We start from the raw sequence: 22,653 nt of genomic DNA, 5'->3' as shown, positions 1-22,653 counted from the left end.
AGATTTCGCCCGGCCGGGCGTACGTCCCCGTAGAGTTGGACGGCATGGAGACCATGGCCGGCGGCGGGCTGCGCGAGCGCAAGAAGGAGGCGACGCGCATGGCCCTGCACGAGGCCGCGATGCGCCTCGCCGTCGAGCACGGCCTGGACGAGGTGACGGTCGAGGCCATCGCCGACGCCGCCGGCGTGTCCCGGCGCACGTTCTCCAACTACTTCGACGGCAAGGAGGACGCCCTCCTCTACGGCGACGAGCAGCGCATGCGCTCCCTCCTCGACCGCTTCGCCGCCCGCCCGCCCGGCGAGACGTCCTGGGCCGCGCTGCGCGCCGCGTTCCACGACCTGGCCGGCGAGATCGGCGAGCCCGACCCCCGCTGGGCGGCGCAGGCCCGCCTCGCCCGCGCCCACCCGTCCGTCCTGGCCCGCCAGCTCGCGCACTACGCCACGTTCGAGCGGGCCCTCGCCGACCTCGTCGCCGCCCGCGACGGGCTCCCGCCCGGCTCCGCCCGCGCCGTCGTCATGGCCGGCGCCTTCATGACCGCCCTGCGCATCGGCGCCCTCGCCTGGACCGAGCAGGACCCGCCGCGCTCCATGGCCGAGGTGACCGACGAGGCCCTCACCGAGATGGCCACCCCCTTCACCTGACCGCCTCCACCGGCGCGGCGGACGCGGCGTCCGCGGCCTTCGCGGGCGCCAGCCGCCCCATCGCCATCAGCACGCCGAGGTGCGCGAACGGCAGCAGGAGCACGAGGTCGGCGAGGTGCGCGACGAGGACCTCGCGCGGCACCCGGCTGAGCGGGAACAGCACCGCGCCCACCGACAGCAGGACGGCGGTCGGCAGCGGGACGAGGCGCAGCCGGATCAGCACCGCCCCCAGCACGAACACGCTGATCGGGAAGAGCGGGCCCGCGAACCAGAACGCGGCCTCCGCCGCCGCCTGGTGGTGGCGGAGCAGGTCCACGGCCGTGTCGTGCGGGACTCCGAAGAGCTCCTCGCACAGCCCCTGCACCCCGAACGCCGCGCCGCCGACGCAGCCGTAGACCGCCAGCGGGAACGCGACGGCCGCGTACCGGGGCGCCCGCGCCTCGACGAGGCGGAACAGCGCCGCCAGCCCCGCCACCCAGAACACCGTGGCGACGACGATCAGCGCGCCCGCCGCGATCCCCTGGTCGCCGTCGTTCCAGAAGAACGTCGACAGCCCTTGGACGGCCGGTGCCGCCACCAGGCAGCCACCGGCGATGACTCTCGTGTGAACATCCATGAACTCGACGCTAGGAAAACGCGCGGGCGAGTCCATCGGCGCCGCGGGCGCACCCGGCTACCGCGTTCGCGGCACCGCCCCTACTCCGATCGCGGTACCCCGGCCAGGCCGGACTGGTAGGCGAGCACCACGAGCTGCGCGCGGTCCCGCGCGCCGAGCTTCGCCATCGCCCGGTTGACGTGCGTCTTCGCCGTCGCCGGGCGCATCGCCAGCCGGTCGCCGATCTCCCGGTCCGACAGGCCGTCCGCCACCAGCGCCACGACCTCCCGCTCCCGAACGGTGAGGGCCGCGAGCCGCTCCGGCGCCACCGGGGGCCGCCCCGCCCGGTCCGCGAACACCGAGATCAGCCGCCGGGTCAGCCGGGGCGCGAGCAGCGCGTCGCCGGCGTGCACCGTCCGGACCGCCTGCCGCAGCGCGTCCGGCTCCAGGTCCTTCAGCAGGAAGCCGCTCGCCCCCGCCCGGAGCGCCGCGAACAGGTACCGGTCGAGGTCGAACGTCGTCAGCACCACGACCTTCGCACCGGACGGCCCCGCGTCCGCCACGATCCGCCGCGTCGCCGCGAGCCCGTCGCAGCCCGGCATCCGCACGTCCATCAGGACGACGTCCGGCCGCCGCGCGCGGGCCAGCGCGACCGCCTCGTCACCGTCCCCGGCCTCGCCGACGACCTCGATGTCGTCCGCGCGCTCCAGCAGGACGCGGAACCCGGCCCGCACCAGCGCCTGGTCGTCGGCCAGCAGCACCCGGATCGTCATCGCGTCCCCCCGCCCGGCAGCCAGGCCCGCACCCGGAACCCGGACTCCCCCGGCCCGGCGGCCGGCCCCGCGGTCAGGCTCCCGCCGAGGGCCGCCGCGCGCTCCGCCATGCCGCGCACCCCGTACCCGTCACCGGCCGGCGTCCCGCCGCGCCCGTCGTCGTCGATCTCGACGTCCAGGCCGTCCGCGCGGTACCGGAGCCGGACCGCCACGGACCCCGCGCCGCCGTGGCGCAGCGCGTTGGCCAGCGACTCCTGGACGATCCGGTACGCGGTCAGCTCCACCACGCCGGGCAGCGGGCGCCGCTCGCCCTCGACGTCCAGCTCCACGCGCGGCCCGGCGGAGCCGTAGCTCCGCACCAGGTCGGGCAGCCGGTCGAGACCGGGCGCCGGGGCCTCCACCTCGGCGCCGTCCCCGTCCCGCAGCACGCCCACCGTCGCGCGGAGCTCCGCCATCGCCTCCGCGCCGGCCGCGCGGATCGCCCGCAGCGCCTCCCCGGCGGTCTCCGGGTCCTCGGTCAGCAGCTCGGCGGCCACGCTCGCCTGGACGCCGATCACCGCGATCGTGTGCGCGGAGACGTCGTGCAGGTCCCGCGCGATCCGGATCCGCTCCTCGGCGACGCGCCGCGCGGCGGCGTCCTCCTGCCGCGCGGCGAGCGCCTCCAGCCGCGCCTCGTACTCGGCCCGCCGCTCCCGCCGGCTGCGGACGGCGTCGCCGAGCAGCAGCATCGCGACGAACACCACGGTCGTCCCGTCCAGCAGCGCGTCGAGCGGGTGGGCGCCGCCCTCCGACCGGGCCGACGCGTCCGAGACGATCAGCACGCCCGCGAGCACGAGCCCCGCCCACCGCCGGGGCGCGACCGCGACCGAGTACAGCGCCGCCCACACCGGCACCCCCGGCGCCCCGCCCGGGTAGCCGCGGGTGTGGTACGCGATCCACAGCACCGTGACCAGGCCCAGCACGAGCGCCGGCCACCGCCGCCGCGCGAGCAGCGCCGCCGCCATCGCGAGCCCGATGCCGTAGGCCGCGGCGTCCGGTGCGCGGCCGCCCGCGTCGACGGCGCCGGTGCCGATCCGGTACGCGGTCACGGCGAAGGCGGCCGCGGAGAGCGCCGCGTCCAGCGCCCAGGGCGCGACCGTCACCGAGCGGTGCCGCACCCGGATGCTCCCCACGGCACCACCCTAAGGACGGAACCCGCGCGCGGCGCGCGGGCGGATCCGTCCGGAGGCGGTCAGACCCGCTGGGTGAAGCGGATGCTGTTGCCGAACGGGTCGCGGAGCGCGGCGTCGATGCCGTACGGGCGCTCGGTGGGCTCCTCGGTGAACTCCACGCCGCGGTCCCGCAGCGTCTCGTAGGTCTTGCGGCAGTCGTCCGTGCCGAAGATGAGGTGGCCGCCCATCGCGCCCTTGGTCAGCAGTTCCCGGACCTGCTCGGCCGTCTCGTCCGACAGCGACGGCGGGCCGGGGCGCTCCAGCAGGATGTGGCGCTCGGGGTCGCCGGGGACGCTGATGGTCAGCCAGCGCATGAAGCCCATGTCGACGTCGGCGCTCACCTCCAGGCCGAGCTTGCCGACGTAGAAGTCGAGGGCCTCGTCCTGGTCCAGGACGTAGATCTGGGAATGCGTGATCGCGTTGAACATGGGGTCAACGCTAGTGAGCGCGGCCTCGGAAGACTTATCCGAAACTGCTCAGTCGACCGGCCGCGTCCACGTCTTCACGAAGCAGGTCGGCACGTCCACGGCCGTGACCGCCCGCCGGTACTCGCGCGGCGACCGCCCGACGATGGCGCTGAACGTGCGGCTGAACGTGCCCAGGCTGCCGAAGCCGACCTCGAAGCAGATGTCCGTGACGCTGCGGTCGGTGTCCCGCAGCAGGAACATCGCCCGCTCGACGCGGCGGCGCTGCAGGTAGCGGTGCGGCGTCTCGCCGAAGGCCGCCCGGAACGCGCGGGTGAAGTGCGCCGGGGACACGTGGGCGATCCGGGCCAGGGCGGGGACGTCCAGCGGCTGCGCGTAGGCGCGGTCCATCGCGTCCCGCGCCCGCAGCAGCCTGCGGTTGCTCTCCTCCACGGCACGGCTCACGCCCCCATCCCACCATGCCGGGCGGGACGGGGGCGCGGGGTCCCCGCGGCCGTTCTCAGCGGTCGCGGAGGGTGCGGGCGAGCAGGCCGGTCAGGACGGCCAGGGCCAGCACCGCCGCGGTCGTGACCGCGGTGGCGTGGTCGTAGGCGGACAGGGCGGTGCCGGGCGTGCCCGGGGCCGCGCCGAGCGCGCCCGCGAACAGGCCGCCGATCAGCGCGACGCCCGAGGCGTTCGCGACCTGCGTGGCGGTGAGCAGGACGCCGCTCGCGGCGCCGCCGTCCGCCGGGTCGACCCCGGCGAGGACCCGGCCGATCAGCGGCGCGGCGACCAGCCCCTCGCCGATCCCGGAGACCGCGAGCGCGGGCAGCAGCCACCCGATCTGCGCGTGCCCCGGGACGGTGGAGACGATCAGCAGCACGGCGGTCAGGCTGGCCGCCATCAGCGCGGCGCCCGGCACGAGCGCGGCGCGGCTGCGTCCGGCCAGGCTGGCGACGGCGAACCCGATGCCGAGCGGCGCGAAGATCAGCCCGCTCCGCAGCGGGCTCTGCCCGAGCCCTGCCTGGAGGTGGTAGGCGAGCAGGAGGAACAGGCCGGCGTTGCCCGCGTAGAAGGCGAGGACGGTGAGCAGTCCCCGCACCATCCGCCGCTGGGCGAGCAGCCGCATCGGCACCAGCGGGTTCGCCTGCCGCCGCTCGAAGGCTCCGAAGGCGACGAGCAGCGCCAGCCCCGCCGGCGGGAACGGCAGGCTCCACACCGGCCACCCCAGCGCGGCCGGGAGCAGCAGGCCGACGAGGGCGAGCCCGAGGAGGCCCGCGCCGCCGAGGTCGAGGCGGGAGCGCGCGCCGCGCCCCTCGGTGACGGTCGCGCCCGCGACGGCCAGGGCGACCAGCCCGATCGGCACGTTGACGAGGAACGCCGACCGCCAGCCGAGCCCGAGCGGGTTCCAGGCGAGCAGCGCGCCGCCGACGATCTGCCCGGAGATCGACGCCAGCCCGATCGTCGCCCCGTACAGCCCGAGGGCGCTCGCCCGCGCGGGGCCGGTGAACGACGCCTGGACGATCGACAGCACCTGCGGCAGCATCACCGCGGCGGCCAGGCCCTGGAGCACCCGCGCCCCGATCAGCAGCGGGGCCGACGGCGCCGCCGCGCACAGCACCGAGGTGACGAGGAACAGCACGACGCCGGTCAGGAAGCTGCGCCGGCGCCCGTACAGGTCGCCGAGGCGCCCGCCGGTCACCAGCCCGACCGCGTAGGCGAGCGTGTACCCGGCGGCGACGAACTGGACCTCGCCGAACGAGGCGCCCAGCCCGTGCTGGATGGACGGGACGGCGACCGTGACGATGCTCGCGTCCAGCAGTCCCATGAACGTGGCGAGCAGCACGGATCCGAGGGCTGTCCACTGCCGAGCGCCGGCCGTCCCGGCGGCGCGCGGGCTTGTCGTTACGGTGACCATGTCGACATTCCGCCACGCGTCCGGCGGCCGCGTCCAAGTTCAGGTTCTTCTCCTGTGAGAAGCGAGGGTTATCACCGGCTATCGTCGGTGGCATGGAATTGCGGCATCTGCGGTACTTCGTGGCGGTCGCCGAGGAGCTGCACTACGGCCGCGCCGCGCAGCGGCTGCACGTCGCCCAGCCCGGGCTCAGCCAGCAGATCAAGGCGCTCGAACGCGAGCTCGGCGCGGAGCTGTTCGCCCGCAACCGGCGCGGCGTGGCGCTGACCGAGGCGGGGGCCGCGCTGCTGCCCGCCGCCCGCGACGTCCTCGCCCGCGCCGACGCCGCCGCCGACCTGGTGCGGAGGCACGGCACCGGGGAGGCCGGGCGGCTCACCCTCAGCCTCACCCGCTCCGCGCCCGGCGGCGCCGTCACCGACCTCGTCGACGGGTTCCGGGCCGCGCACCCCGCCGTCGACGTCCAGCTCACCAGCGGCTTCACCGTCCTGCACGAGCAGCGGCTGCGCGAGCGGGCCATCGACGCGGCGATCGTCCGGCCGCCCATCGACCTGCGCGACGACCTGGCCGTCCTGGAGATCGGCGCGGAGCCGATCGTGGCGGCCGTCCGCGGCGACGACCCGCTGGCCCGCAAGCGGCGGCTCCGCACCGCCGACGTGGCGGGCCGCCCGCTCGTCTGGTGGCCGCGCGAGCACGGCCCCGGCATGTGGGACCGGATGCTCGACCAGGTCTTCGGCGAGGGCGTCCGGCCGCCCGTCGCGCACTGGGAGCCCGAGGAGGAGCGGATGCTGCACGCCGTCGCGGCGGGGCACGGCATCACCTTCATCACCGAGGGCAAGGCGGGCACGCTGCACGTCCCCGGCGTCGTCACGCGGCGGTTCGCCGATCCCGTCCCGACCGTCCCGATCGCGCTCGCGTGGCATCGCGGCAACCGAAACCCGGCGCTGCTGCGCCTCGTCGCGCACGCCCGCGACATGGCCGCCGGCTCCGCGTGAGCGCGGCGCGCGGTCAGGGGCGGGGGATGTTGCGGAGGTTGCTGCGCGCCAGATCGAGCATCTTGCCGACGCCGCCGGTGAGGACGGTCTTGCCGGCGGCGAGCGCGAAGCCCTTCACCTGCTGCGGGGTGATGTGCGGCGGGATGGACAGGGCGTTCGGGTCGGTGACGACGTCCAGCAGGTACGGGCCGGGCGCGGCGAGCGCGGCGGCCATCGCGTCGCGGACGTCGGCGGGCCGCTCGACGCGGGCCGCCTCGATGCCCGCGGCCTGCGCGATGGCGGCGTAGTCGACGGCCTCGTGGTCGGTCTCGTAGGACGGCAGGCCGTCCACCATCATCTCCAGCCGCACCATCCCGAGCGACGCGTTGTTGAAGAGGATGATCTTGACGGGGATGCGGTGCAGCCGCACGGTGAGCAGCTCGCCGAGCAGCATGCCGAGGCCGCCGTCGCCGGAGACCGAGACGACCTGGCGGCCGGGCGCGCCGTACTGGGCGCCGATCGCGTGCGGCAGGGCGTTCGCCATGGAGCCGTGGACGAACGAGCCCATGACGCGGCGGCGGCCGTTCGGCGTGATGTAGCGGGCCACCCAGACGTTGCACATTCCGGTGTCGACGGTGAATATCGCGTCGTCGGCGGCGAGGTCGTCAAGGACGTCCGCCACGTATTCGGGATGGATCGGAATGTGCTTCTCGATGTCGCGCGTATAGGCGGAGACGACGCCCTCCAGCGCGCGCGTGTGCCGTCGCAGCATCTCGTCGAGATAGGACCGGTCGTGCTTCTGCTCGACCTTGTCCATGACGAGGCGGAGCGTCTCACCGACGTCGCCGTGGACGGCGAGCGTGAGCGGCGTGCGGCGCCCCAGCTTGGCGGGATCGTCGTCGACCTGGATGGTGTGGCGGCCCGGAAGGAACGGATCGTAGGGGAAGTCCGTGCCGAGCATGAGGACGAGGTCGGCCTCCTGCATCGCCTCGTAGCAGGCGCCGTAGCCGAGAAGCCCGCTCATTCCGACGTCGAACGGATTGTTGTACTGGATCCATTCCTTGCCGCGCAGCGCGTGCCCGATCGGCGACAGCAGTTTGTGCGCGAGCTGCATGACCTCCGAATGCGCGTTCTGCACGCCCGACCCGCAGAACAGCATCGGCTTCCGCGCCCGGTTGAGGGCGTGGGCCAGCTGGTCGACCTGGTCGGCGGGCGGCTTCACGATGCCCTTGCGGACGAGGAAGTCGTGCTCGCCGGTCGGGTTCTCGGCGTCCTGGCTGGCGACGTCCCCGGACAGCGCGAGGACGGCGACGCCGCCCAGGCCGACCGCGTGCTGGATCGCCGTGCGCAGGATGCGCGGCATCTGCCCCGGCCCGTTGATCAGCTCGCAGTAGTGGCTGCACTCGGTGAACAGCCGCTCGGGGTGCGTCTCCTGGAAGTAGCCGCTGCCGATCTGGGTGCTCGGGATCTGCGAGGCCAGCGCGAGAACGGGCGCGCCGGACCGGTGCGCGTCGTACAGGCCCTGGATCAGGTGGGTGTTGCCGGGGCCGCAACTGCCCGCGCAGACGGCGAGCCGCCCGGTCGTCTGCGCCTCGGCGGCGGCGGCGAACGCGCCCGCCTCCTCGTTGCGGACGTGCACCCACTCGATGTCGCCGCCGGTGCGGCGCACCGCGTCCACGATCGGGTTGAGGCTGTCGCCCACCACGCCGTAGATCCGCCGGACGCCCGCCTGGCGGAGCACCTGGATGAACTGGTCCGCGACCGTCGCCATGATCCCCCCACTCGCCGTGTGCACGGGGAGACCTGCCCGTGATCGTCGCGCCGACACGTCGCAGACCGATCAAACCGTGAATCACTTTGCCCGCCCGCCGGGGCTAGGCTGGCGACCATGGACGACGAGCGCGAGGACCTGGACTTCTGGTCGTTCGTCGACCTCGCCGGAGGCCGGCTGGCGGACGAGTTCGGCTTCCCGGACCGGCTCGCGACCCGGCTGCTGCTGACGCTGAACCGGGCGTCCGCCATCGTCACCTACGACCTGGAGTCCACGGTGCACCGGCCGCGCGGGCACTCCTGGGCGGGGTTCCGGCTGCTGTTCGTCACCTGGCTCGCCGGGCCGCTGGAGCCGGGCCGCGCCGCCACGCTCGCCGGGATGAGCCGCGCCGCCGTGTCCAACCTGGCGAAGACACTGGTGGCGGACGGGATGATGGTGCGCACGCCGGGCGAGCGGGACGGCCGCTCGGTGATCCTGTCGCTGACCGAGGACGGCCGCCGCCGGATGCTGGAGATCTTCGCGGGCCAGCACGAGCGGGAGCGGCAGTGGGCGGGCGTGCTCACCGAGACCGAGCAGCGGATGCTGGTGATGCTGCTGGACAAGCTGATCGAGGGCCGGCACCGGTTCGACGTCCGCGAGCGGAGCTGACCCGCCGCGCCCGCCTCCCGGTCCGCTCCCGTCCGCTCCGGCCCGTTCCGCCCCGTGTCCGGAACCGGGCCTTTCTTCTGCCCGCCGGGGGCCGTAGTGTCGCGGAGAGATAGTAAACGCATTAATCATCTGCGGGGAGGCGAGGGATCATGGCGCACTACCGGCGGGTCGGCGACGTGCCGCCGAAACGGCACACCCGGCACCGGGACGCGTCCGGCCGGCTCTACTTCGAGGAGCTGATGGGCGAGGAGGGCTTCTCCGCCGACTCCTCGCTGCTGTACCACCGCGAGATCCCCTCCGCGATCGTCGACTCGCGGCCCTGGGACGTGCCCGACCCGGCCACCACGCCGAACCAGCCGCTCAAGCCGCGCCACCTCCGGCTCCACGACCTGTTCCCCAAGGAGACCTGGGCGGGCACCGACGCCGTCACGGGCCGCCGGCTGCTGCTCGGCAACGCCGACGTCCGGCTCTCCTACGTCGTGTCCGCGGCGGACTCGCCGCTGTACCGCAACGCCACCGGCGACGAGATCGTCTACGTCGAGTCCGGCGCCGCGACCGTCGAGACCGTCTTCGGCGCGCTCGACGCCAGGCCGGGCGACTACGTCGTCATCCCCACCTCCACCACGCACCGCTGGCTGCCCGCCGGGGACGAGCCGCTGCGCGCCTACGTCATCGAGGCCACCGGCCACGTCGCGCCGCCCAAGCGGTACCTGTCGCGGTTCGGGCAGTTCCTGGAGCACGCCCCCTACTGCGAGCGCGACCTGCACGGCCCCGGCGAGATCCTCACCGCCGACGGCACCGACGTCGAGGTCCTCGTCAAGCACCGCACCTCCCGCGGCATCGGCGGGACGCGGTTCACCTACGCCAACCACCCGTTCGACGTCGTCGGCTGGGACGGCTGCCTCTACCCGTTCACGTTCAGCGTCCACGACTTCGAGCCCATCACCGGCCGCGTCCACCAGCCGCCGCCTGTGCACCAGGTGTTCGAGGGCACCAACTTCGTCGTCTGCAACTTCGTGCCGCGCAAGGTGGACTACCACCCGCTGTCCATCCCGGTGCCGTACTACCACTCCAACGTCGACTCCGACGAGGTCATGTTCTACTGCGGCGGCGACTACGAGGCGCGCAAGGGCTCCGGCATCGGGCAGGGCTCGGTCTCGGTCCACCCCGGCGGCCTCGCGCACGGCCCGCAGCCCGGCGCGTACGAGCGCAGCATCGGCACCGAGTTCTTCGACGAGCTGGCCGTCATGGTCGACACCTTCCGCCCCCTCGAACTCGGCGAGGGCGGCCTGGCCTGCGAGGACCCCGCATACGCGTGGACCTGGGCGGGAAGGCGGACCCCATGAGCGACGTGCCCGCCTTCGCCCGCGGCCTGTGCGACGACGCGGCCGTGTTCCCGCCCGGCCTCGCGCCGCTCGCCGACGCCGTCCCCGCCCACCGCCGGCACCGGTCCGCCCCGTACGCCGCCCTCGTCGGCCCGCTCGTGCTGCCCGCGACCGCGCTGGACCAGCTGTACCCGCTGGTCGCCGGCGACCCGCTCGACCTGTCGATCACCGCGCCGAACGGGCCCGCGCAGGCCGCGCGGGCGGTCGCGGCCGCCGCGGACCTGCCGGTCGCCGTGCACGCCGTCGAGGTGGCGGTGCCGACCGGGATGACGGCGGCCGACCTGCTGTGCGGCCTGGAGCGCATCGACGTCCCGGTGTTCGTGGAGGTGCCGCGCGACGAGCGCCGTCCCGCGATCATCGCCGCGCTCGGCGAGGCCGGGCACCGCGCGAAGTTCCGCACCGGCGGCGTCCACGCGAACCTGTACCCGGCGCCGGACGAGCTGGCCGCCGCGGTCCTCGCCGCCGTGCGCGCCGGCGTCCCGTTCAAGGCGACCGCCGGGCTGCACCACCCGGTCCGCAACACCGACCCGGAGACCGGCTTCCACCAGCACGGATTCCTCAACCTGCTGCTCGCCACCGACGTCGCGATGCACGGCGCGGGCGCCGCCGAGGTCGCCGCCGTCCTCGCCGACCGCGACGCCGCGTCCATCGCCGCCCGCGTCGCCGGCCTCGGCGAGGCGCGGGCGTCCTTCGCCCGCGCGCGCTTCCTGTCGTTCGGCACGTGCAGCATCACCGACCCGCTCACCGAACTCGCCGCCCTCGGCCTCCTCCCCTCCTCACTGCTCAAGGAAGACGCATGACCCGTATTTCGGTCCCGGACGGTTCGCTCTACGGGCTCGACAACCTGCCGTACGGGGTGTTCTCGCCGGCCGGCGGCGAGCCGCGCGTCGGCGTCCGGGTGGCGGACTCGGTCGTCGACCTCGCCGCCGTCCTCGGCGACGGCGTGTTCGCCCGGCCGTCGCTCAACGCGTTCATGGAGCAGGGCCACGAGCGGTGGGTCGAGGTCCGCGAGCACGTCATCGACGCCGTGGCGGACGACCTGCCGGACGGCGCCGTCCACGCCCTGGACGCGGTGGCGCTGCACCTGCCGTTCGAGGTCGCCGACTACGTCGACTTCTACGCCTCCGAGCACCACGCGTCCAACCTCGGGCGGCTGTTCCGGCCGGACGCCGAGCCGCTGATGCCGAACTGGAAGCACCTGCCCGTCGGCTACCACGGCCGCGCGGGCACCGTCGTGCCGTCCGGGACCGGCATCGTCCGGCCGAGCGGGCAGCGCAAGGCGCCGGACGAGGCCGCGCCCACGTTCGGGCCGTGCCGCCGCCTCGACATCGAGGCGGAGGTCGGGTTCGTCGTCGGGACCGGCTCGCCGCTCGGCGCGCCGGTGGGCGTGGACGAGTTCGCCGAGCGGGTGTTCGGGGTCGTGCTGGTCAACGACTGGTCGGCGCGCGACGTCCAGGCGTGGGAGTACGTGCCGCTCGGGCCGTTCCTCGGCAAGAGCTTCGCGACGTCGGTGTCACCGTGGGTGGTGCCGCTGCTCGCGCTGGAGGCGGCCCGCGTCCCGACGCCGCCGCAGGACCCGGAACCGCTCCCCTACCTGCGGGAGAAGAACCCGTGGGGCCTGGACCTCGACCTCGTCGTGGAGTGGAACGGGCAGGTCGTGTCCCGGCCGCCGTACCGCGAGATGTACTGGTCGCCCGCGCAGATGCTCGCGCACATGACGGTGAACGGCGCCTCGTCCCGCACCGGCGACCTGTTCGCGTCCGGGACGGTGTCCGGCCCGGAGAAGGACCAGCGCGGCGCGTTCATCGAGCTGACCTGGGGCGGCAAGGAGCCGGTCGAGGTCGGCGGCGAGCCCCGGACGTTCCTGGAGGACGGCGACACCGTCACGATCTCCGCCACCGCGCCGGGTCCGGGCGGCGCGCGCCTCGGGCTCGGCGCGGTGACGGGCCGGGTCCTTCCCGCTCGTTGACCTCATGCGGCTCGCAATGACGGCGACTCGCCGCATCTCAGCGCGGGCCGGGTGGTCGCGGCCATGAGGGACGCGGCGGTGAGGGCGGCCGCGGCGGCGAGCAGTGCCGCCGCCGCGAAGCCGAGCGACGCCGACAGGGCGCCGAACGTGAACGGGGCGATCGTCGCGCCGGTGTAGACGCCGACCTGGACGGTGTGGCCCGCGTTCTCCGCGCGGTCCGGCAGGAGGCGGAGCGCCGCCGACAGGAGCAGGCCCGTCCAGCCCCATCCGGCGGAGAACGCCAGGACGGCCCCGGCGAGGAACGTGACCGGGGAGCCGGCGGCGATGAGCGCGAGCCCGGCGGCGCCGCTCAGCATCATCACCGCGATGACCGTCCGGTCGCCGCGCGGCGCCCGGTCGGCGAGCGCGCCGGCGGCCAGCCGCACGGCGATCGCGATGACCGCGCTCATCGCGAGGAGGTCGCCGGTGAGGCCGTCCGGCACCCCGGAGTGCGCGCCGAGCTGCACGAAGTACGAGGCCACCGCGTTGTTCCCCGTCGCGGAGAGGGCCGCCGCGACCGCCCACAGGACCAGCGTCCGCCGGACGGCGCGCGGCATCGGCGCGGACGCCGCCGCCGCGCGCCGGGGCCCGGCCGCGGGCGTGCGGGTCAGCGGGGCCAGCGCCACGGGGACGAGCGCCAGCAGCCCGGCGATCGCCATCGCGGCGCGCCAGCCGTACGGGTGCACGACGAGCGCGACGAGCAGGCCGGGGACGAGCGTGCCGGCGCCGAGCGCGGCGCCGATCGTCCCGGCGGCGAGGGAGCGGCGGCGGTCGGGGGCGCGGGCGGCGATGAGCCGTCCGGCGGCGGGCTGGACGAGCCCGTTGGCGAACCCGGCGGCGACCAGCACCGGGAAGAGGACGGCGACGTGCCCGGCGCGGGAGAGGGCCAGCATCGACAGCGACGCGACGGCCGCCGCCGCGGACAGGGCCGCCGGGACGGGCAGCCGCGCGGCCAGCCGCTTCGCGGCGGGCGAGCCGAGCGCGCTCGCCGCGTAGAAGGCGCTCATCGCCAGCCCCAGCGTGGTCCGGTTCGTGTGCAGGGCGTGCTGCATCGACGGGGCGAGCGCGCCGACGGTGAACCCGGGCATCACCGCCGCGGTCGCGGCGGCCGCGGCGGCGACGATGGCGGGCCAGTGGCCCGTGCGGGCGGTGGCGGACGCGGTCACCGGTCCTCCGGGAGCCAGCCGGGAGTACCGGGGACGGCGCGCCCGAACTGGACGTCGCCGAAGTGGACGCCGAAGCCGATCGTGTCCGGGTCGGCGAGCTCGGCGATGAGGCTCCGGCGGACGTCGGCGGACAGTTCCGGGTCGTGGTCGACCACGGCGGAGATCTCCGGGTGGTCCACCTGGACGGGCGAGTGCAGCGCGTCGCCGAACGCGAGGAGCCGCCGCCCGCCCGAGGCGATCTCGTAGACGGTGTGCCCGGCGGTGTGGCCGGCCGTCGTCCGGACCCGCACGCCGGGGAAGATCTCCTCGCCGTCGGCGGTCGTCCGGACCCGCGCGGCGAAGCCGTCGAGGACGGCGGGGTCGGTGTCGGACAGCGCGCGGTGCTCCCACTCGGACGCGCTGACCAGTACCTCCGCGCCGGCGAGCGGCGACGGGCCGCCGGCGGCGGGCGCCAGCCAGCCGGTGTGGTCGACGTGCAGGTGGGTGATGGCGACGGCCTCGATCGCGGCGGGGCCGCGGCCGAGCCCGGCGAGGCTCGCGGGCAGCGCGCCGCCGCGCAGGGCGCCGATCGGCCGGTCCGGGGCGTCCGGCCAGGCGAGCGGGCCGACGCCGGCGTCGATCAGCAGGGCGCGGTCGCCGTGCTCGACCAGCAGGCCGCCGATGCTCGCGACGAGGTTGCCCGCCGCGTTGAGGTACTCGGGGCGTTCGGCCCAGAACGCGTCGGTGGTACCGGGAAACCAGGCGCGGGGCTTCAGCTCGACGGCGCCGTCCGGGACGTAGGTGATCGCCAGGTCGCCGAGCCGGATCGTCCTGGCGCCCGCCTCGGCGGCGAACCGGTTCCGGGTGCCCGCGTCGGGCGTGCCGGGGGTGCTGGGCATGGGTGTCTCCCTTCGGGACGGCCGCGCCCTGCGGCCGCCGCACGACGGGAAACTTACAACTAGAACTATTCAAGCTGCAACCATTGCAGCTTGATGTAAGCTCGGGCCATGAGCACCGATCCGGAGTTCGCCGCCACCGCCGAGCGGGAGCTGTGCGGGCTGGTGACCGGGCTGTCCCGGCAGATCGAGGAGCACGTCCGCGAGCGCGCCACGACGCTCGGGCTCACCGGCCCCCAGGCCACCGCGCTGCGCGAGCTGACCGGGCCGATGACGATGCGCGACCTCGCCGAACGGATGAGCTGCGAGCCGTCCAACGCCACGTTCGTCGTCGACAAGCTGGAGAAGCGCGGCCTGGTCGAGCGCCGCCCCCACCCGCAGGACCGCCGCGCCAAGGAGCTCGTCCTGACCGCGGACGGCACCGAACTGCGCGCGCGCCTGCTCGAACTGCTCTCGAAGGACTCGCCCCTGGGCGGCCTCGGCGAGGACGAGCTCGGCGCCCTCCAGAACCTGCTGCTCCGCGCCCGGCAACCGCGCTGACCAGCGCCGGTCCGGTGCCTCAGGCGCCGTGGGCGCGGCGCCGGTGGTACGCGAACGTGACCGCCGCGAGCAGCGGCCCCCAGGCGACCAGCGGGACGTAGGAGACGACGACCAAGGCGCCCTGCCAGGTGTCGGCGTTGAGCGGCGAGTCGGCGGTGAGCCGGTCGCCCGCGATGTTGCGGCCGAACGCCAGCATCACGAACACCCACGTCCACAGGCATGTCAGGACGGTGGCGCCGATCGCGCCCGGGACGACCGCGGCGAGCGTCGGCACGCGCCGTCCGCGCAGGAACGGCACCCATTTCGGGAACACCTCGCCCCACGTCGACACGAGCCCGACGGCGGTGAACGCCAGCAGCTCGGAGAGGATCGACAGCAGCACGACGTACAGCTCGATCGGCAGCCAGGACGGCAGGTTGCCGCTCTCGTCGCCTCCCGTGTGCCGGACGATCGGCAGGTGCAGGGCGACGCCCGCGATCCGCCACAGGCTGGACGGCAGCACGACGAGCGGGACGGTCAGCGCGGCGGCCCGCGCCCAGCGCGGCACCCCGGGGACGGGCGCGTGCGCGGAGGCCCACGCGGCCCGCAGCCGCCCGGGGCGCACGGCGGCAACAGCGGATTCGGTCATGCTTCGAAGATCGCGCGCACGCCCCGGCCACACCTCCCCCACCGGCACGACCCGCCTCCCCCGCCGGAGGGAATCTCCAACGGCGGCGCTGCACCTCGCCGGCACCCGCGAGGTCATGATCTTCGATCGCTGGACGGGCCGGGCCCGCGCCGCCTTCTGGGTCTACCAGCAGCGCCGCGGCTACGGCACCGACCACCTCGTCCGCCCGGCCCGGCTGACCGGCGACGGGCGGCACGTGGCCTGCCACCCGCGCGGCCTGCGGGACGACCCCGTCGGCTGACACGGCCCCGCCGGGCGCGGCCCCGCCGGGCCGGGCCCGGCCGCGAGGAGGCGCGGGTCGGGGGCCGGACGCGAAGCGCGGGTCAGAGGCGGGACGCCAGGTGCCGGACGAGGTCGGCGGCCGGGGTCTCGGCGGCGGCGCGGAAGGCGGTGCCGGCCCAGAGGTTGGGGATGTCCGGGTCGCCCTGCGCGGCGGCGGCCTTGCGCAGCGGCGACGTCACGTAGTGGACGTCCGGGTAGGCGGCGGGCGCGTCGGCGGAGTGCTCGGCGAGGAAGCGGTTGACCAGGCCGCGCGCGGGACGTCCGCTGAACGCCCTGGTCATCGCGGTGGACGTGAAGCGCGGGTCGGCGAGCGCGGCCTTGTGCACGGCGCTCGCGCCGCTCTCCGGGCAGCGCAGGAACACCGTGCCGAGCTGGGCGGCGACGGCGCCGAGGGCGAGGACGCCGGCGACGTCGTCCGGCGTGCCGAGGCCGCCGGCGGCGATGACGGGGAGGTCCGTGACCGCGAGGACGTCGCGGAGCAGGTCGCGGAGCGGGAGCGCGCCGTCGAAGGTGTTGGTGAACGAGCCGCGGTGCCCGCCCGCCTCGGTGCCCTGCGCGCACAGCGCGTCGGCGGCGGACGCCAGCCGGGCCTCCTCGGCGGTGGTCACGGTGACGACGACGGTGGTGCCGCGCTCCTGGAAGGCGCGGACGACGGCGGCGTCCGGGCAGCCGAACGTGAAGCTCACGACGGCGGGCGGGTCCGCCAGCAGGACGGCGATCTTGGCGTCGTAGGCGTCGTCGCGGGCCCCCGGGGTGCCGGGGTCGACGCCGAGCCGCCGCGCCTCGGGAGCGAGGGCGTCCCGGTAGGCGGCGACGGCGGCGGGGTCGACGTCGTCGTGCGACGGCATGAAGACGTTGACGCCGAACGGGCGGGACGTCAGCGCCCGCGTCCGGTCGATGTCGGCGCGCACGGCGTCCGCCGTCTTGTAGCCGGCGCCGAGGAAGCCGAGGCCGCCCGCGTCCGACACGGCCGCGGCGAGCTCCGGCGTGGACGGGCCGCCCGCCATCGGCGCCTGGACGATCGGCAGGTCGGGAAGCCAGGATGCCGTCATATCGGTTCCCTTTCCGGGGCGTCGCGGATCAACCACCGCCCGCGCGGCCGCCGGGGGCGGCCCTTCCCGGGCTCGCGGCATGCGCCACGATCGGAAAGATAGCCGCGGGACACCGGCCGCGACCGCCGGGTTCAGCGAACGTGAACCGACCGAGAGGGACCAGGATGCGGGTGCTGCTGCACTACGACATGGACCACACCGAGCCCGGCCTGGACATCGTCTCCTGCTCCGAGCAGGACGACGCCCGCTTCCACGCGCTGCTGCCGGACACCGAGGTGATCTGGCACGTGCTGCGGCCGCTGACCGCCGCCGACATGGACCGGGCGCCGAAGCTGCGGCTGGTCCAGAAGCTCGGCACCGGGGTGAACACCATCGACCTGGACGCCGCCGCCGAGCGCGGGATCGCCGTCGCGAACATGCCGGGCCGCAACGCGCAGGCCGTCGCGGAGACGAGCCTGCTGCTGGCGCTCGCGGCGCTGCGCAAGCTGGTCGCGTTCGACGCGCGGACGCGGCGCGGCGAGGGCTGGCCCGCCGACCGGTCGCTGGCCGGCGGGGAGCTGCGGGGCCGGACGGTCGGGCTGCTCGGCGGCGGCGAGATCGCGGGGCTGCTGCGCGGGATGCTGGAGGCGGTCGGCGCCCGCGTCCTGTACACCTCGCGGCGCCCGCGCCGCGACGACCCGGCCTGGCGGGAGCTGGACGACCTGCTGCGGGCGAGCGACGTCCTGTCGGTGCACATCCCGCTGACCGACGAGACGCACCACCTGCTGGACGCCGAGCGGCTCGCGCTGCTGCCGCCCGGCGCGGTCGTGGTGAACACGGCGCGCGGCGCGGTGATCGACGAATCGGCGCTGGTCGCGGCGCTGGAGTCCGGCCGGCTCGGCGGCGCCGGCCTGGACGTCTTCGAGCGCGAGCCGGTCGATCCGGGGAACCCGCTGCTCGCGCTCGACAACGTCGTCGTGATGCCGCACGTCGCGTGGCTCACCGGCGAGACGTGGGACCGGTACTTCGAGGTCGCGGCGGAGAACTGCCGCCGGCTCGCCTCCGGCCGCGACCTCCTCCACCGCGTGCGGTGACCCGCTGCGGCCCGCTGCGACCCGCGGCGGGCCGCAGCGGCTCGCGGCTCAGCCGGGCAGGAGGACGGGCTTGACGACCTTCCCGGACGCGGCGTCCGCCTCGGCCTCGTTGATCCGGTCGAGCGGGTAGGTCGCGATGAGGCGGTCGAAGGGGAACAGGTCCCTGCGCCACAGGTCGATCATCTTCGGGATGAAGGTGTGCGGGACGGCGTCGCCCTCGATGATGCCCTTGACCGTCCGGCCCATGAGCAGCAGGTTCGGGTCGAGCCGGTACTCCTCGGAGCCGACGCCGACGAGGCCGCAGACGCCGGTGGTGCGCAGCGACGCGACGGCCGCCGACACCACGGACGGGACGGCGGTCGTGTCGAACGAGTACTGCACGCCCTCGCCGCCCGACAGCGCCCGGATCCGGCCGGCGATGTCGTCGTCCGCGCCGTCGACCGTGTGGGTGGCGCCGAGCTCGCGGGCCAGGTCGAGGCGCGCGCCGTTCAGGTCGACCGCGACGATCGTGGTGGCGCCCGCGACCTTCGCGGCCATCACGGCGGCGAGCCCGACCGCGCCCGCGCCGAACACCGCGATGCTGTCGCCGGCCCGGACGCCGAGGGAGATCAGCACGGACGCGGCGCCGGTCTGCACGCCGCAGCCGAGCGGCCCGAGCCTCTCGATCGGCACGTCCTTGGTCACCGGGACGACGTTCCGCACGGTGCCGAGGGCGTGCGACGCGAACGACGACTGCCCGAACCACCGGTTGCCGACCGCGTTCCCGCCGGCGTCGGTGGCGCGGGGCCGCCCGTCCAGCGGGACCGCGATCATGTTCAGCGCGGCCATCTGCGGGCAGGCGCCGGGCACCGCGTCGCGGCAGTTCGCGCAGGACCCGCACGAGTCGAACGACATGACCACGTGGTCGCCTTCGGTGACGCCGGTGACGTCCGGCCCCACCGCCTCGACCACGCCGGACCCCTCGTGCCCGAGGATCACCGGCTTCGCGACCAGGTCGCCCGGCACCCGCCCGAGCAGGTCGGTGTGGCACATCCCGACGCCCGCGATCCGGACGACGATCTCGCCGGGACCGGGGTCGGCGAGCTCGACGCGCTCGATCGTGTAGGGGGCGTCTGCGGCGCGCAGCACCGCGGCGTCGATCTGCACTGGGGCTCTCCTGTCAGGACGGCGGGTGTCGGGCGGCCGGTGCCGGGCGGCGGGCGGTGCCGGGCGGGCGGTGCCGGGCGGGCGGCGGGGAGGCGGGCGCGTCAGTCCAGCGAGTAGCGGACGGGCAGCCGCTTCAGCCCGCCGACGAACGTGGTCGCGATGCTCTCGGCCGGACCCGCGAGCTCGATCGAGCGCAGCCGCGGCAGCAGCTCCTCGAAGAAGGCGCGGACCTCGATGCGGGCCAGCGCCGCGCCCAGGCAGTAGTGCACGCCGAACCCGAACGCCAGGTGCTTGTTCGGGTCGCGCCCGACGTCGAAGGAGAACGGGTCGTCGAACACGTCCTCGTCGCGGTTCGCCGACGGGTAGGACAGCAGCACCGCGTCGCCCTCCCGGATCGTCACGCCGCGCAGGTCGTAGTCGCGGGTCGCGGTGCGCATGAACTCCTTCACCGGGGTGACCCAGCGGATCATCTCGTCCACGGCGAGGGGCATCAGGCCCGGGTCGTCCGCGAGCCGCTTGCGCTGCTCGGGGTGCTCGATGAGGGCCTGGAGGCCGCCCGCGATCGTCGCGCTGGTCGTGTCGTGCCCGGCCGTCGCGATGATGACGTAGTAGGACGCGGTGTCGAAGTCGTTCAGCGGCTCCCCGTCGATCCGCGCGTTCGCGATGGCGGACGCCAGGTCGTCGGTCGGGTGCTTGCGGCGCTCCTCCGTCAGCCCCTGGAAGTAGGCGAAGAAGTCCAGCAGGACCTGCAGCTTCTCCTCGTTCGTCTGGCCGCGCTGCAGCTCGTCGTCGTCCCCGCCGAACAGCTCCTGCGTCAGCTTCAGCATCCGGTCGAAGTCGCTCTCCGGCAGGCCGAGCAGCGACAGGATGACGTACAGCGGGAAGTGCACCGCGACCTGCCGGGCGAAGTCGCACTCGCCGCCGAGCTCCACCATCCGGTCGACGTACCGCTTCGCCAGCTCCTTCACGCGCGGTTCGAGCGCCCGCATCGCGCGCGGCCGGAACCAGTCCGCGCCGATCGCCCGGATCACCCGGTGGTCGGGGTCGTCCATGTGGATCAGCGTGCGCAGCGCGATGCCCTGCTCCGCGCGCTCCCGGTTCAGCTCGTCGAACTCGGCGGTGCCGAGCAGCGGGCGCGGGGCGTTCAGGAAGATCTCGTGGTTCCGCTCGATCTCCAGCACGTCGGCGTGCTTCGTGATCGCCCAGAACGGGTTGTAGTCCGGCGCGTCCACCCACCGCACCGGCGACTCCCGCCGCAGCAGCGCGAGCGCCTCGTGCAGCCGGGCCTCGTCGGCGTACGCCTTCGGGTCGGCGAGCGCCCAGCCCGCCTCGTCCACGCTCAGGGTCATACCGCTCCTTCGGGTCGTCGGTGTCGAGCTTAGAACGGCGCGCCCCGGACCGTAAGTGCAGGGTTACTCCCGGGGCGGCGCCGGGTCAGGTGACCTGGAAGGCGTCGATCGCCGAACCGTGGCGGATCGCGAACACGTCTCCGGCGGTCTCGACGGAGCGGTAGGGGTTCCCGCCCTCGTCCGCGGGGAGCGGATACTCCCAGCGCCGCTTCCCCGTGCCCGCCTCCCAGCCGTGCACGGCAGGGTGCTCCCTGTCAAGGTCCACGGCGAGCAGCAGGTCCTCGCAGATCGCGAGGCGCCCGAGCGTCCCGCCCGCCTCCACCTGCCAGCGCGGCGCGCCGGTGCGCGCGTCGAGCGCGGTGAGGCGGGGCAGCGTGACGAAGACGTCGCCGCCCCGGACGGCGGCACGCCCGTCCGTCCCGGTGGCGAACGCCCAGCGCCGGCGCCCGGTCGCGGCGTCCAGCGCGTACAGGTAGCCGCCTGACACGTACACGGCGTCCCCGGCCGCGATCACCGGCCGACCGCCGGCGGCCGTGTCGGTCGGGGCCTGCCAGCGCTCGGTGCCGTCCGCGACCGCGTGGGCGTGCACGGTCCCGGACCGCTCGGTCCGGAACACCAGGCCCCCGGCGGGCGGGACGGTGATCATCTCGTCCATCGCGCTCTGCCCCTGGTACGACCAGAGGACCTTCCGGGACGCCGCGTCGACCGCGATCAGAGCGCGGGCGGCGCCGGAGGACCTGCAGAAGACCACCGGTCCCTGCGCTCCCCACACGAGGCCCGGTCCGAGGTCGCCGGGCAGCTCGATCGTCGCCCGGACGGCGCCGGTGGCCGGGTCGAGGGCGCGCATCGGAGCGCCGTCGTCGAGCGACCCCAGCGCGGCGTACAGGGCACTGCCGGACGCCGCGACGGGCGGCCGGGCCCACTCCCCGCCGGGCTGGTCGGCGAACAGCAGCCCGCCCTTGCGCCACCGCCGCCGTCCCGTGCTCAGGTCGAGCGCGACGAGGTCCGCGGAGAACGCGCCGGTGGCGTAGAGCACCAGGCCGTCCGCGATCGCCAGGCCGTCCGGGTTCTCGGCCCGCGCGCTCCAGAGCCGGCGCGGGGTGACCTTCGGCTCGGCCGACGGCCGGGGCCGGGGCTTGGAGTCGCCGCGGGACGCGAAGGCGATCACGCCGCCCGCCACCGCCGCGACCCCGGCGGCCGCCAGCCCCGCCAGCAGCCACCGGCGGCCGATCCCTCCGCCACCGGACGTGCCGTCCCCGGCGTTCGCGGCGTTGGCGGTCCACTCCGCCACCTCGGCCGCGACCGGGTCCGGCAACCAGTGCCGCGCCGGAGCCGGAGCCGGGGCGGCGCCGGGTTCGGGGAGGAACAGCGCGGGCAGCCGGCCGATAGGCGGCCGCCGCGCCGGATCGCGTTGCAGGCAGGCGGCCAGGACGTCGCGGAGGGGTCCCGGCAGCCCGGCCAGGTCGGGGTCCTCGTGGCCGACCCGGTAGAGCAGCACCTCCAGGCGGGCGTCGCCGAACGGCGGGCGGCCGGTCGCGGCGAAGGCGAGGGTCGCGCCGAGCGAGAACACGTCGGACGCCGGGCCCGCCTCGTCCGCGGCGGCCTGCTCGGGCGAGAGGTACCCGGCCGAGCCGACGACCGCCCCGGCGGCCGTCAGCGCCGCGTCGTCCACCGCCCGGCTGACGCCGAAGTCGATCAGCCGCGGCCCGTCGGCCGCCAGCAGGACGTTCGACGGCTTGAGGTCGCGGTGCACGAGCCCCGGCGCGTGCACGGCGGCCAGCGCCTCGGCGAGCCCGGCCCCGAGCGCGCGGACCGTGCCCTCCGGCAGCGGGCCGTGCCGCAGCACCGCGTCCCGCAGCGACGGGCCGGGCACGTACGCGGTGGCGAGCCACGGCGGCGATCCGTCCGGGTCGGCGTCGACGACGGGCGCGGTGAAGGCCCCCGCCACCCGCCGCGCGGCGTCGATCTCCCGCCGGAACCGCGCGCGGAACGCCGGGTCGTCGGCGTACTCGGCGTGGACGGCCTTCACCGCGAGCAGCCGCCCGGCGCGGGAGCGCGCGAGGTAGACCCGCCCCATCCCGCCCTGCCCCAGCCGCCCGACGAGGCGGTGCGGCCCGAGCGTCTCCGGGTCCTCGGGGCGCAGCGGTTCCGTCATCTCCACTCCGGTCCTCTCCGCACTCC

The 22,653-nt window shown here is 75.3% G+C and carries 23 protein-coding genes; 9 read left to right on the top strand and 14 right to left on the bottom strand.

Going from position 1 to position 22,653, the window contains the following annotated elements; all coding sequences use genetic code 11:
* The first annotated feature begins 44 nt into the window (after window positions 1–44).
* Window positions 45–641 (top strand): TetR family transcriptional regulator, encoded by a 597-nt coding sequence (locus amrb99_RS32870; protein ID WP_190863485.1) that lies wholly within the window; start codon window positions 45–47, stop codon window positions 639–641.
* Here amrb99_RS32870 and amrb99_RS32865 read toward each other — a convergent pair.
* From amrb99_RS32865 to amrb99_RS32840, 6 genes are all read right to left on the bottom strand, one after another.
* On the bottom strand, window positions 634–1,257 hold the full coding sequence (locus tag amrb99_RS32865) for a hypothetical protein (RefSeq protein WP_190863482.1): 624 nt from the start codon (window positions 1,255–1,257) through the stop codon (window positions 634–636). The genes amrb99_RS32870 and amrb99_RS32865 overlap by 8 nt on opposite strands.
* A gap of 80 nt (window positions 1,258–1,337) precedes the next feature.
* A complete protein-coding gene (locus amrb99_RS32860) occupies window positions 1,338–2,009 on the bottom strand; it encodes a response regulator transcription factor (protein ID WP_190863480.1) in 672 nt (223 codons plus the stop codon).
* Window positions 2,006–3,181, bottom strand: a complete 1,176-nt coding sequence (locus amrb99_RS53405; RefSeq protein WP_206700192.1) for a sensor histidine kinase — start codon at window positions 3,179–3,181, stop codon at window positions 2,006–2,008. The genes amrb99_RS32860 and amrb99_RS53405 overlap by 4 nt, the downstream gene beginning before the upstream one ends.
* A 59-nt stretch (window positions 3,182–3,240) precedes the next feature.
* Window positions 3,241–3,648: a VOC family protein gene (locus amrb99_RS32850; RefSeq protein WP_190863478.1), complete on the bottom strand. Its 408-nt coding sequence runs from the start codon at window positions 3,646–3,648 to the stop codon at window positions 3,241–3,243.
* A gap of 48 nt (window positions 3,649–3,696) precedes the next feature.
* Window positions 3,697–4,035 carry a helix-turn-helix transcriptional regulator gene (locus amrb99_RS32845; RefSeq protein WP_194737396.1) on the bottom strand — a complete coding sequence of 113 codons (339 nt, stop codon included), beginning with the start codon at window positions 4,033–4,035 and terminating at the stop codon, window positions 3,697–3,699.
* 109 nt (window positions 4,036–4,144) lie between these two features.
* On the bottom strand, window positions 4,145–5,542 hold the full coding sequence (locus amrb99_RS32840) for an MFS transporter (protein ID WP_190863473.1): 1,398 nt from the start codon (window positions 5,540–5,542) through the stop codon (window positions 4,145–4,147).
* Window positions 5,543–5,634: 92 nt separating this feature from the next.
* Between amrb99_RS32840 and amrb99_RS32835 the strand changes: the two genes are divergently transcribed.
* A complete protein-coding gene (locus tag amrb99_RS32835; RefSeq protein ID WP_190863471.1) occupies window positions 5,635–6,531 on the top strand; it encodes a LysR substrate-binding domain-containing protein in 897 nt (298 codons plus the stop codon).
* 13 nt (window positions 6,532–6,544) lie between these two features.
* Here amrb99_RS32835 and amrb99_RS32830 read toward each other — a convergent pair whose 3' ends face one another.
* Window positions 6,545–8,281 carry a pyruvate dehydrogenase gene (locus amrb99_RS32830; protein ID WP_190863469.1) on the bottom strand — a complete coding sequence of 579 codons (1,737 nt, stop codon included), beginning with the start codon at window positions 8,279–8,281 and terminating at the stop codon, window positions 6,545–6,547.
* Window positions 8,282–8,398: 117 nt separating this feature from the next.
* Here amrb99_RS32830 and amrb99_RS32825 point away from each other — a divergent pair, with 117 nt between their 5' ends.
* The 4 genes from amrb99_RS32825 (at window position 8,399) to fahA (ending at window position 12,283) form a co-directional block, all read left to right on the top strand.
* Window positions 8,399–8,929, top strand: coding sequence for a MarR family transcriptional regulator (locus amrb99_RS32825; protein WP_190863466.1), 531 nt, complete (start codon window positions 8,399–8,401; stop codon window positions 8,927–8,929).
* 149 nt (window positions 8,930–9,078) lie between these two features.
* Window positions 9,079–10,275: a cupin domain-containing protein gene (locus amrb99_RS32820; protein WP_190863464.1), complete on the top strand. Its 1,197-nt coding sequence runs from the start codon at window positions 9,079–9,081 to the stop codon at window positions 10,273–10,275.
* Window positions 10,272–11,114: a hypothetical protein gene (locus amrb99_RS32815; protein WP_190863462.1), complete on the top strand. Its 843-nt coding sequence runs from the start codon at window positions 10,272–10,274 to the stop codon at window positions 11,112–11,114. Before amrb99_RS32820 ends, amrb99_RS32815 begins: the two co-directional genes overlap by 4 nt.
* Window positions 11,111–12,283 (top strand): fumarylacetoacetase, encoded by a 1,173-nt coding sequence (fahA, locus tag amrb99_RS32810; protein ID WP_190863460.1) that lies wholly within the window; start codon window positions 11,111–11,113, stop codon window positions 12,281–12,283. Before amrb99_RS32815 ends, fahA begins: the two co-directional genes overlap by 4 nt.
* A gap of 2 nt (window positions 12,284–12,285) precedes the next feature.
* Here fahA and amrb99_RS32805 read toward each other — a convergent pair whose 3' ends face one another.
* Together amrb99_RS32805 and amrb99_RS32800 are read right to left on the bottom strand one after the other, a co-directional pair.
* The gene (locus tag amrb99_RS32805; RefSeq protein ID WP_190863458.1) at window positions 12,286–13,488 is read right to left on the bottom strand and encodes an MFS transporter; all 1,203 of its coding nucleotides are present in this window, start codon (window positions 13,486–13,488) and stop codon (window positions 12,286–12,288) included.
* Window positions 13,485–14,366 (bottom strand): MBL fold metallo-hydrolase, encoded by an 882-nt coding sequence (locus amrb99_RS32800; RefSeq protein WP_190863456.1) that lies wholly within the window; start codon window positions 14,364–14,366, stop codon window positions 13,485–13,487. Before amrb99_RS32800 ends, amrb99_RS32805 begins: the two co-directional genes overlap by 4 nt.
* A 108-nt stretch (window positions 14,367–14,474) precedes the next feature.
* Between amrb99_RS32800 and amrb99_RS32795 the strand changes: the two genes are divergently transcribed.
* Window positions 14,475–14,903, top strand: coding sequence for a MarR family transcriptional regulator (locus amrb99_RS32795; protein WP_190863453.1), 429 nt, complete (start codon window positions 14,475–14,477; stop codon window positions 14,901–14,903).
* Between the two features lie 19 nt (window positions 14,904–14,922).
* Here amrb99_RS32795 and amrb99_RS32790 read toward each other — a convergent pair whose 3' ends face one another.
* Window positions 14,923–15,531 carry a hypothetical protein gene (locus tag amrb99_RS32790; protein ID WP_190863451.1) on the bottom strand — a complete coding sequence of 203 codons (609 nt, stop codon included), beginning with the start codon at window positions 15,529–15,531 and terminating at the stop codon, window positions 14,923–14,925.
* Between amrb99_RS32790 and amrb99_RS32785 the strand changes: the two genes are divergently transcribed.
* Complete coding sequence (locus tag amrb99_RS32785) at window positions 15,530–15,811, top strand: hypothetical protein (protein ID WP_190863449.1); 282 nt, start codon at window positions 15,530–15,532, stop codon at window positions 15,809–15,811. The genes amrb99_RS32790 and amrb99_RS32785 overlap by 2 nt on opposite strands.
* 82 nt (window positions 15,812–15,893) lie before the next feature.
* On the opposite strand, the gene amrb99_RS32780 is transcribed toward amrb99_RS32785, so the two are convergent.
* Window positions 15,894–16,904: a nitronate monooxygenase gene (locus tag amrb99_RS32780; RefSeq protein WP_190863447.1), complete on the bottom strand. Its 1,011-nt coding sequence runs from the start codon at window positions 16,902–16,904 to the stop codon at window positions 15,894–15,896.
* A gap of 140 nt (window positions 16,905–17,044) precedes the next feature.
* On the opposite strand from amrb99_RS32780, the gene amrb99_RS32775 reads away from it, so the two are divergent.
* Window positions 17,045–17,977 (top strand): 2-hydroxyacid dehydrogenase, encoded by a 933-nt coding sequence (locus amrb99_RS32775; protein WP_347256955.1) that lies wholly within the window; start codon window positions 17,045–17,047, stop codon window positions 17,975–17,977.
* Between the two features lie 48 nt (window positions 17,978–18,025).
* On the opposite strand, the gene amrb99_RS32770 is transcribed toward amrb99_RS32775, so the two are convergent.
* From amrb99_RS32770 to amrb99_RS32760, 3 genes are all read right to left on the bottom strand, one after another.
* Window positions 18,026–19,123, bottom strand: coding sequence for a zinc-binding dehydrogenase (locus tag amrb99_RS32770; protein ID WP_190863445.1), 1,098 nt, complete (start codon window positions 19,121–19,123; stop codon window positions 18,026–18,028).
* Between the two features lie 101 nt (window positions 19,124–19,224).
* Complete coding sequence (locus amrb99_RS32765) at window positions 19,225–20,472, bottom strand: cytochrome P450 (RefSeq protein WP_190863443.1); 1,248 nt, start codon at window positions 20,470–20,472, stop codon at window positions 19,225–19,227.
* 85 nt (window positions 20,473–20,557) lie between these two features.
* A complete protein-coding gene (locus amrb99_RS32760; protein ID WP_190863440.1) occupies window positions 20,558–22,627 on the bottom strand; it encodes a serine/threonine-protein kinase in 2,070 nt (689 codons plus the stop codon).
* Window positions 22,628–22,653 lie beyond the last annotated feature (26 nt).

Origin of the sequence: Actinomadura sp. RB99, from assembly GCF_014706005.1 — a bacterium.
GTDB lineage: Bacteria > Actinomycetota > Actinomycetes > Streptosporangiales > Streptosporangiaceae > Spirillospora.
This window is presented reverse-complemented; position numbering and strand designations above follow the sequence as displayed.

What these genes read in the sequence shown, in the direction of transcription:
- amrb99_RS32815 (WP_190863462.1), top strand. Translation starts at nt 10,272, where the DNA reads ATGAGCGACGTGCCCGCCTTCGCCCGCGGCCTGTGCGACGACGCGGCC.
- amrb99_RS32765 (WP_190863443.1), bottom strand. Translation starts at nt 20,472, where the DNA reads ATGACCCTGAGCGTGGACGAGGCGGGCTGGGCGCTCGCCGACCCGAAG.
- fahA (WP_190863460.1), top strand. Translation starts at nt 11,111, where the DNA reads ATGACCCGTATTTCGGTCCCGGACGGTTCGCTCTACGGGCTCGACAAC.
- amrb99_RS32795 (WP_190863453.1), top strand. Translation starts at nt 14,475, where the DNA reads ATGAGCACCGATCCGGAGTTCGCCGCCACCGCCGAGCGGGAGCTGTGC.
- amrb99_RS32835 (WP_190863471.1), top strand. Translation starts at nt 5,635, where the DNA reads ATGGAATTGCGGCATCTGCGGTACTTCGTGGCGGTCGCCGAGGAGCTG.
- amrb99_RS32785 (WP_190863449.1), top strand. Translation starts at nt 15,530, where the DNA reads ATGCTTCGAAGATCGCGCGCACGCCCCGGCCACACCTCCCCCACCGGC.
- amrb99_RS32760 (WP_190863440.1), bottom strand. Translation starts at nt 22,627, where the DNA reads ATGACGGAACCGCTGCGCCCCGAGGACCCGGAGACGCTCGGGCCGCAC.
- amrb99_RS32780 (WP_190863447.1), bottom strand. Translation starts at nt 16,904, where the DNA reads ATGACGGCATCCTGGCTTCCCGACCTGCCGATCGTCCAGGCGCCGATG.
- amrb99_RS32840 (WP_190863473.1), bottom strand. Translation starts at nt 5,542, where the DNA reads ATGGTCACCGTAACGACAAGCCCGCGCGCCGCCGGGACGGCCGGCGCT.
- amrb99_RS32850 (WP_190863478.1), bottom strand. Translation starts at nt 3,648, where the DNA reads ATGTTCAACGCGATCACGCATTCCCAGATCTACGTCCTGGACCAGGAC.
- amrb99_RS32860 (WP_190863480.1), bottom strand. Translation starts at nt 2,009, where the DNA reads ATGACGATCCGGGTGCTGCTGGCCGACGACCAGGCGCTGGTGCGGGCC.
- amrb99_RS32825 (WP_190863466.1), top strand. Translation starts at nt 8,399, where the DNA reads ATGGACGACGAGCGCGAGGACCTGGACTTCTGGTCGTTCGTCGACCTC.
- amrb99_RS32845 (WP_194737396.1), bottom strand. Translation starts at nt 4,035, where the DNA reads ATGGACCGCGCCTACGCGCAGCCGCTGGACGTCCCCGCCCTGGCCCGG.
- amrb99_RS32820 (WP_190863464.1), top strand. Translation starts at nt 9,079, where the DNA reads ATGGCGCACTACCGGCGGGTCGGCGACGTGCCGCCGAAACGGCACACC.
- amrb99_RS32800 (WP_190863456.1), bottom strand. Translation starts at nt 14,366, where the DNA reads ATGCCCAGCACCCCCGGCACGCCCGACGCGGGCACCCGGAACCGGTTC.
- amrb99_RS32830 (WP_190863469.1), bottom strand. Translation starts at nt 8,281, where the DNA reads ATGGCGACGGTCGCGGACCAGTTCATCCAGGTGCTCCGCCAGGCGGGC.
- amrb99_RS32790 (WP_190863451.1), bottom strand. Translation starts at nt 15,531, where the DNA reads ATGACCGAATCCGCTGTTGCCGCCGTGCGCCCCGGGCGGCTGCGGGCC.
- amrb99_RS32865 (WP_190863482.1), bottom strand. Translation starts at nt 1,257, where the DNA reads ATGGATGTTCACACGAGAGTCATCGCCGGTGGCTGCCTGGTGGCGGCA.
- amrb99_RS32870 (WP_190863485.1), top strand. Translation starts at nt 45, where the DNA reads ATGGAGACCATGGCCGGCGGCGGGCTGCGCGAGCGCAAGAAGGAGGCG.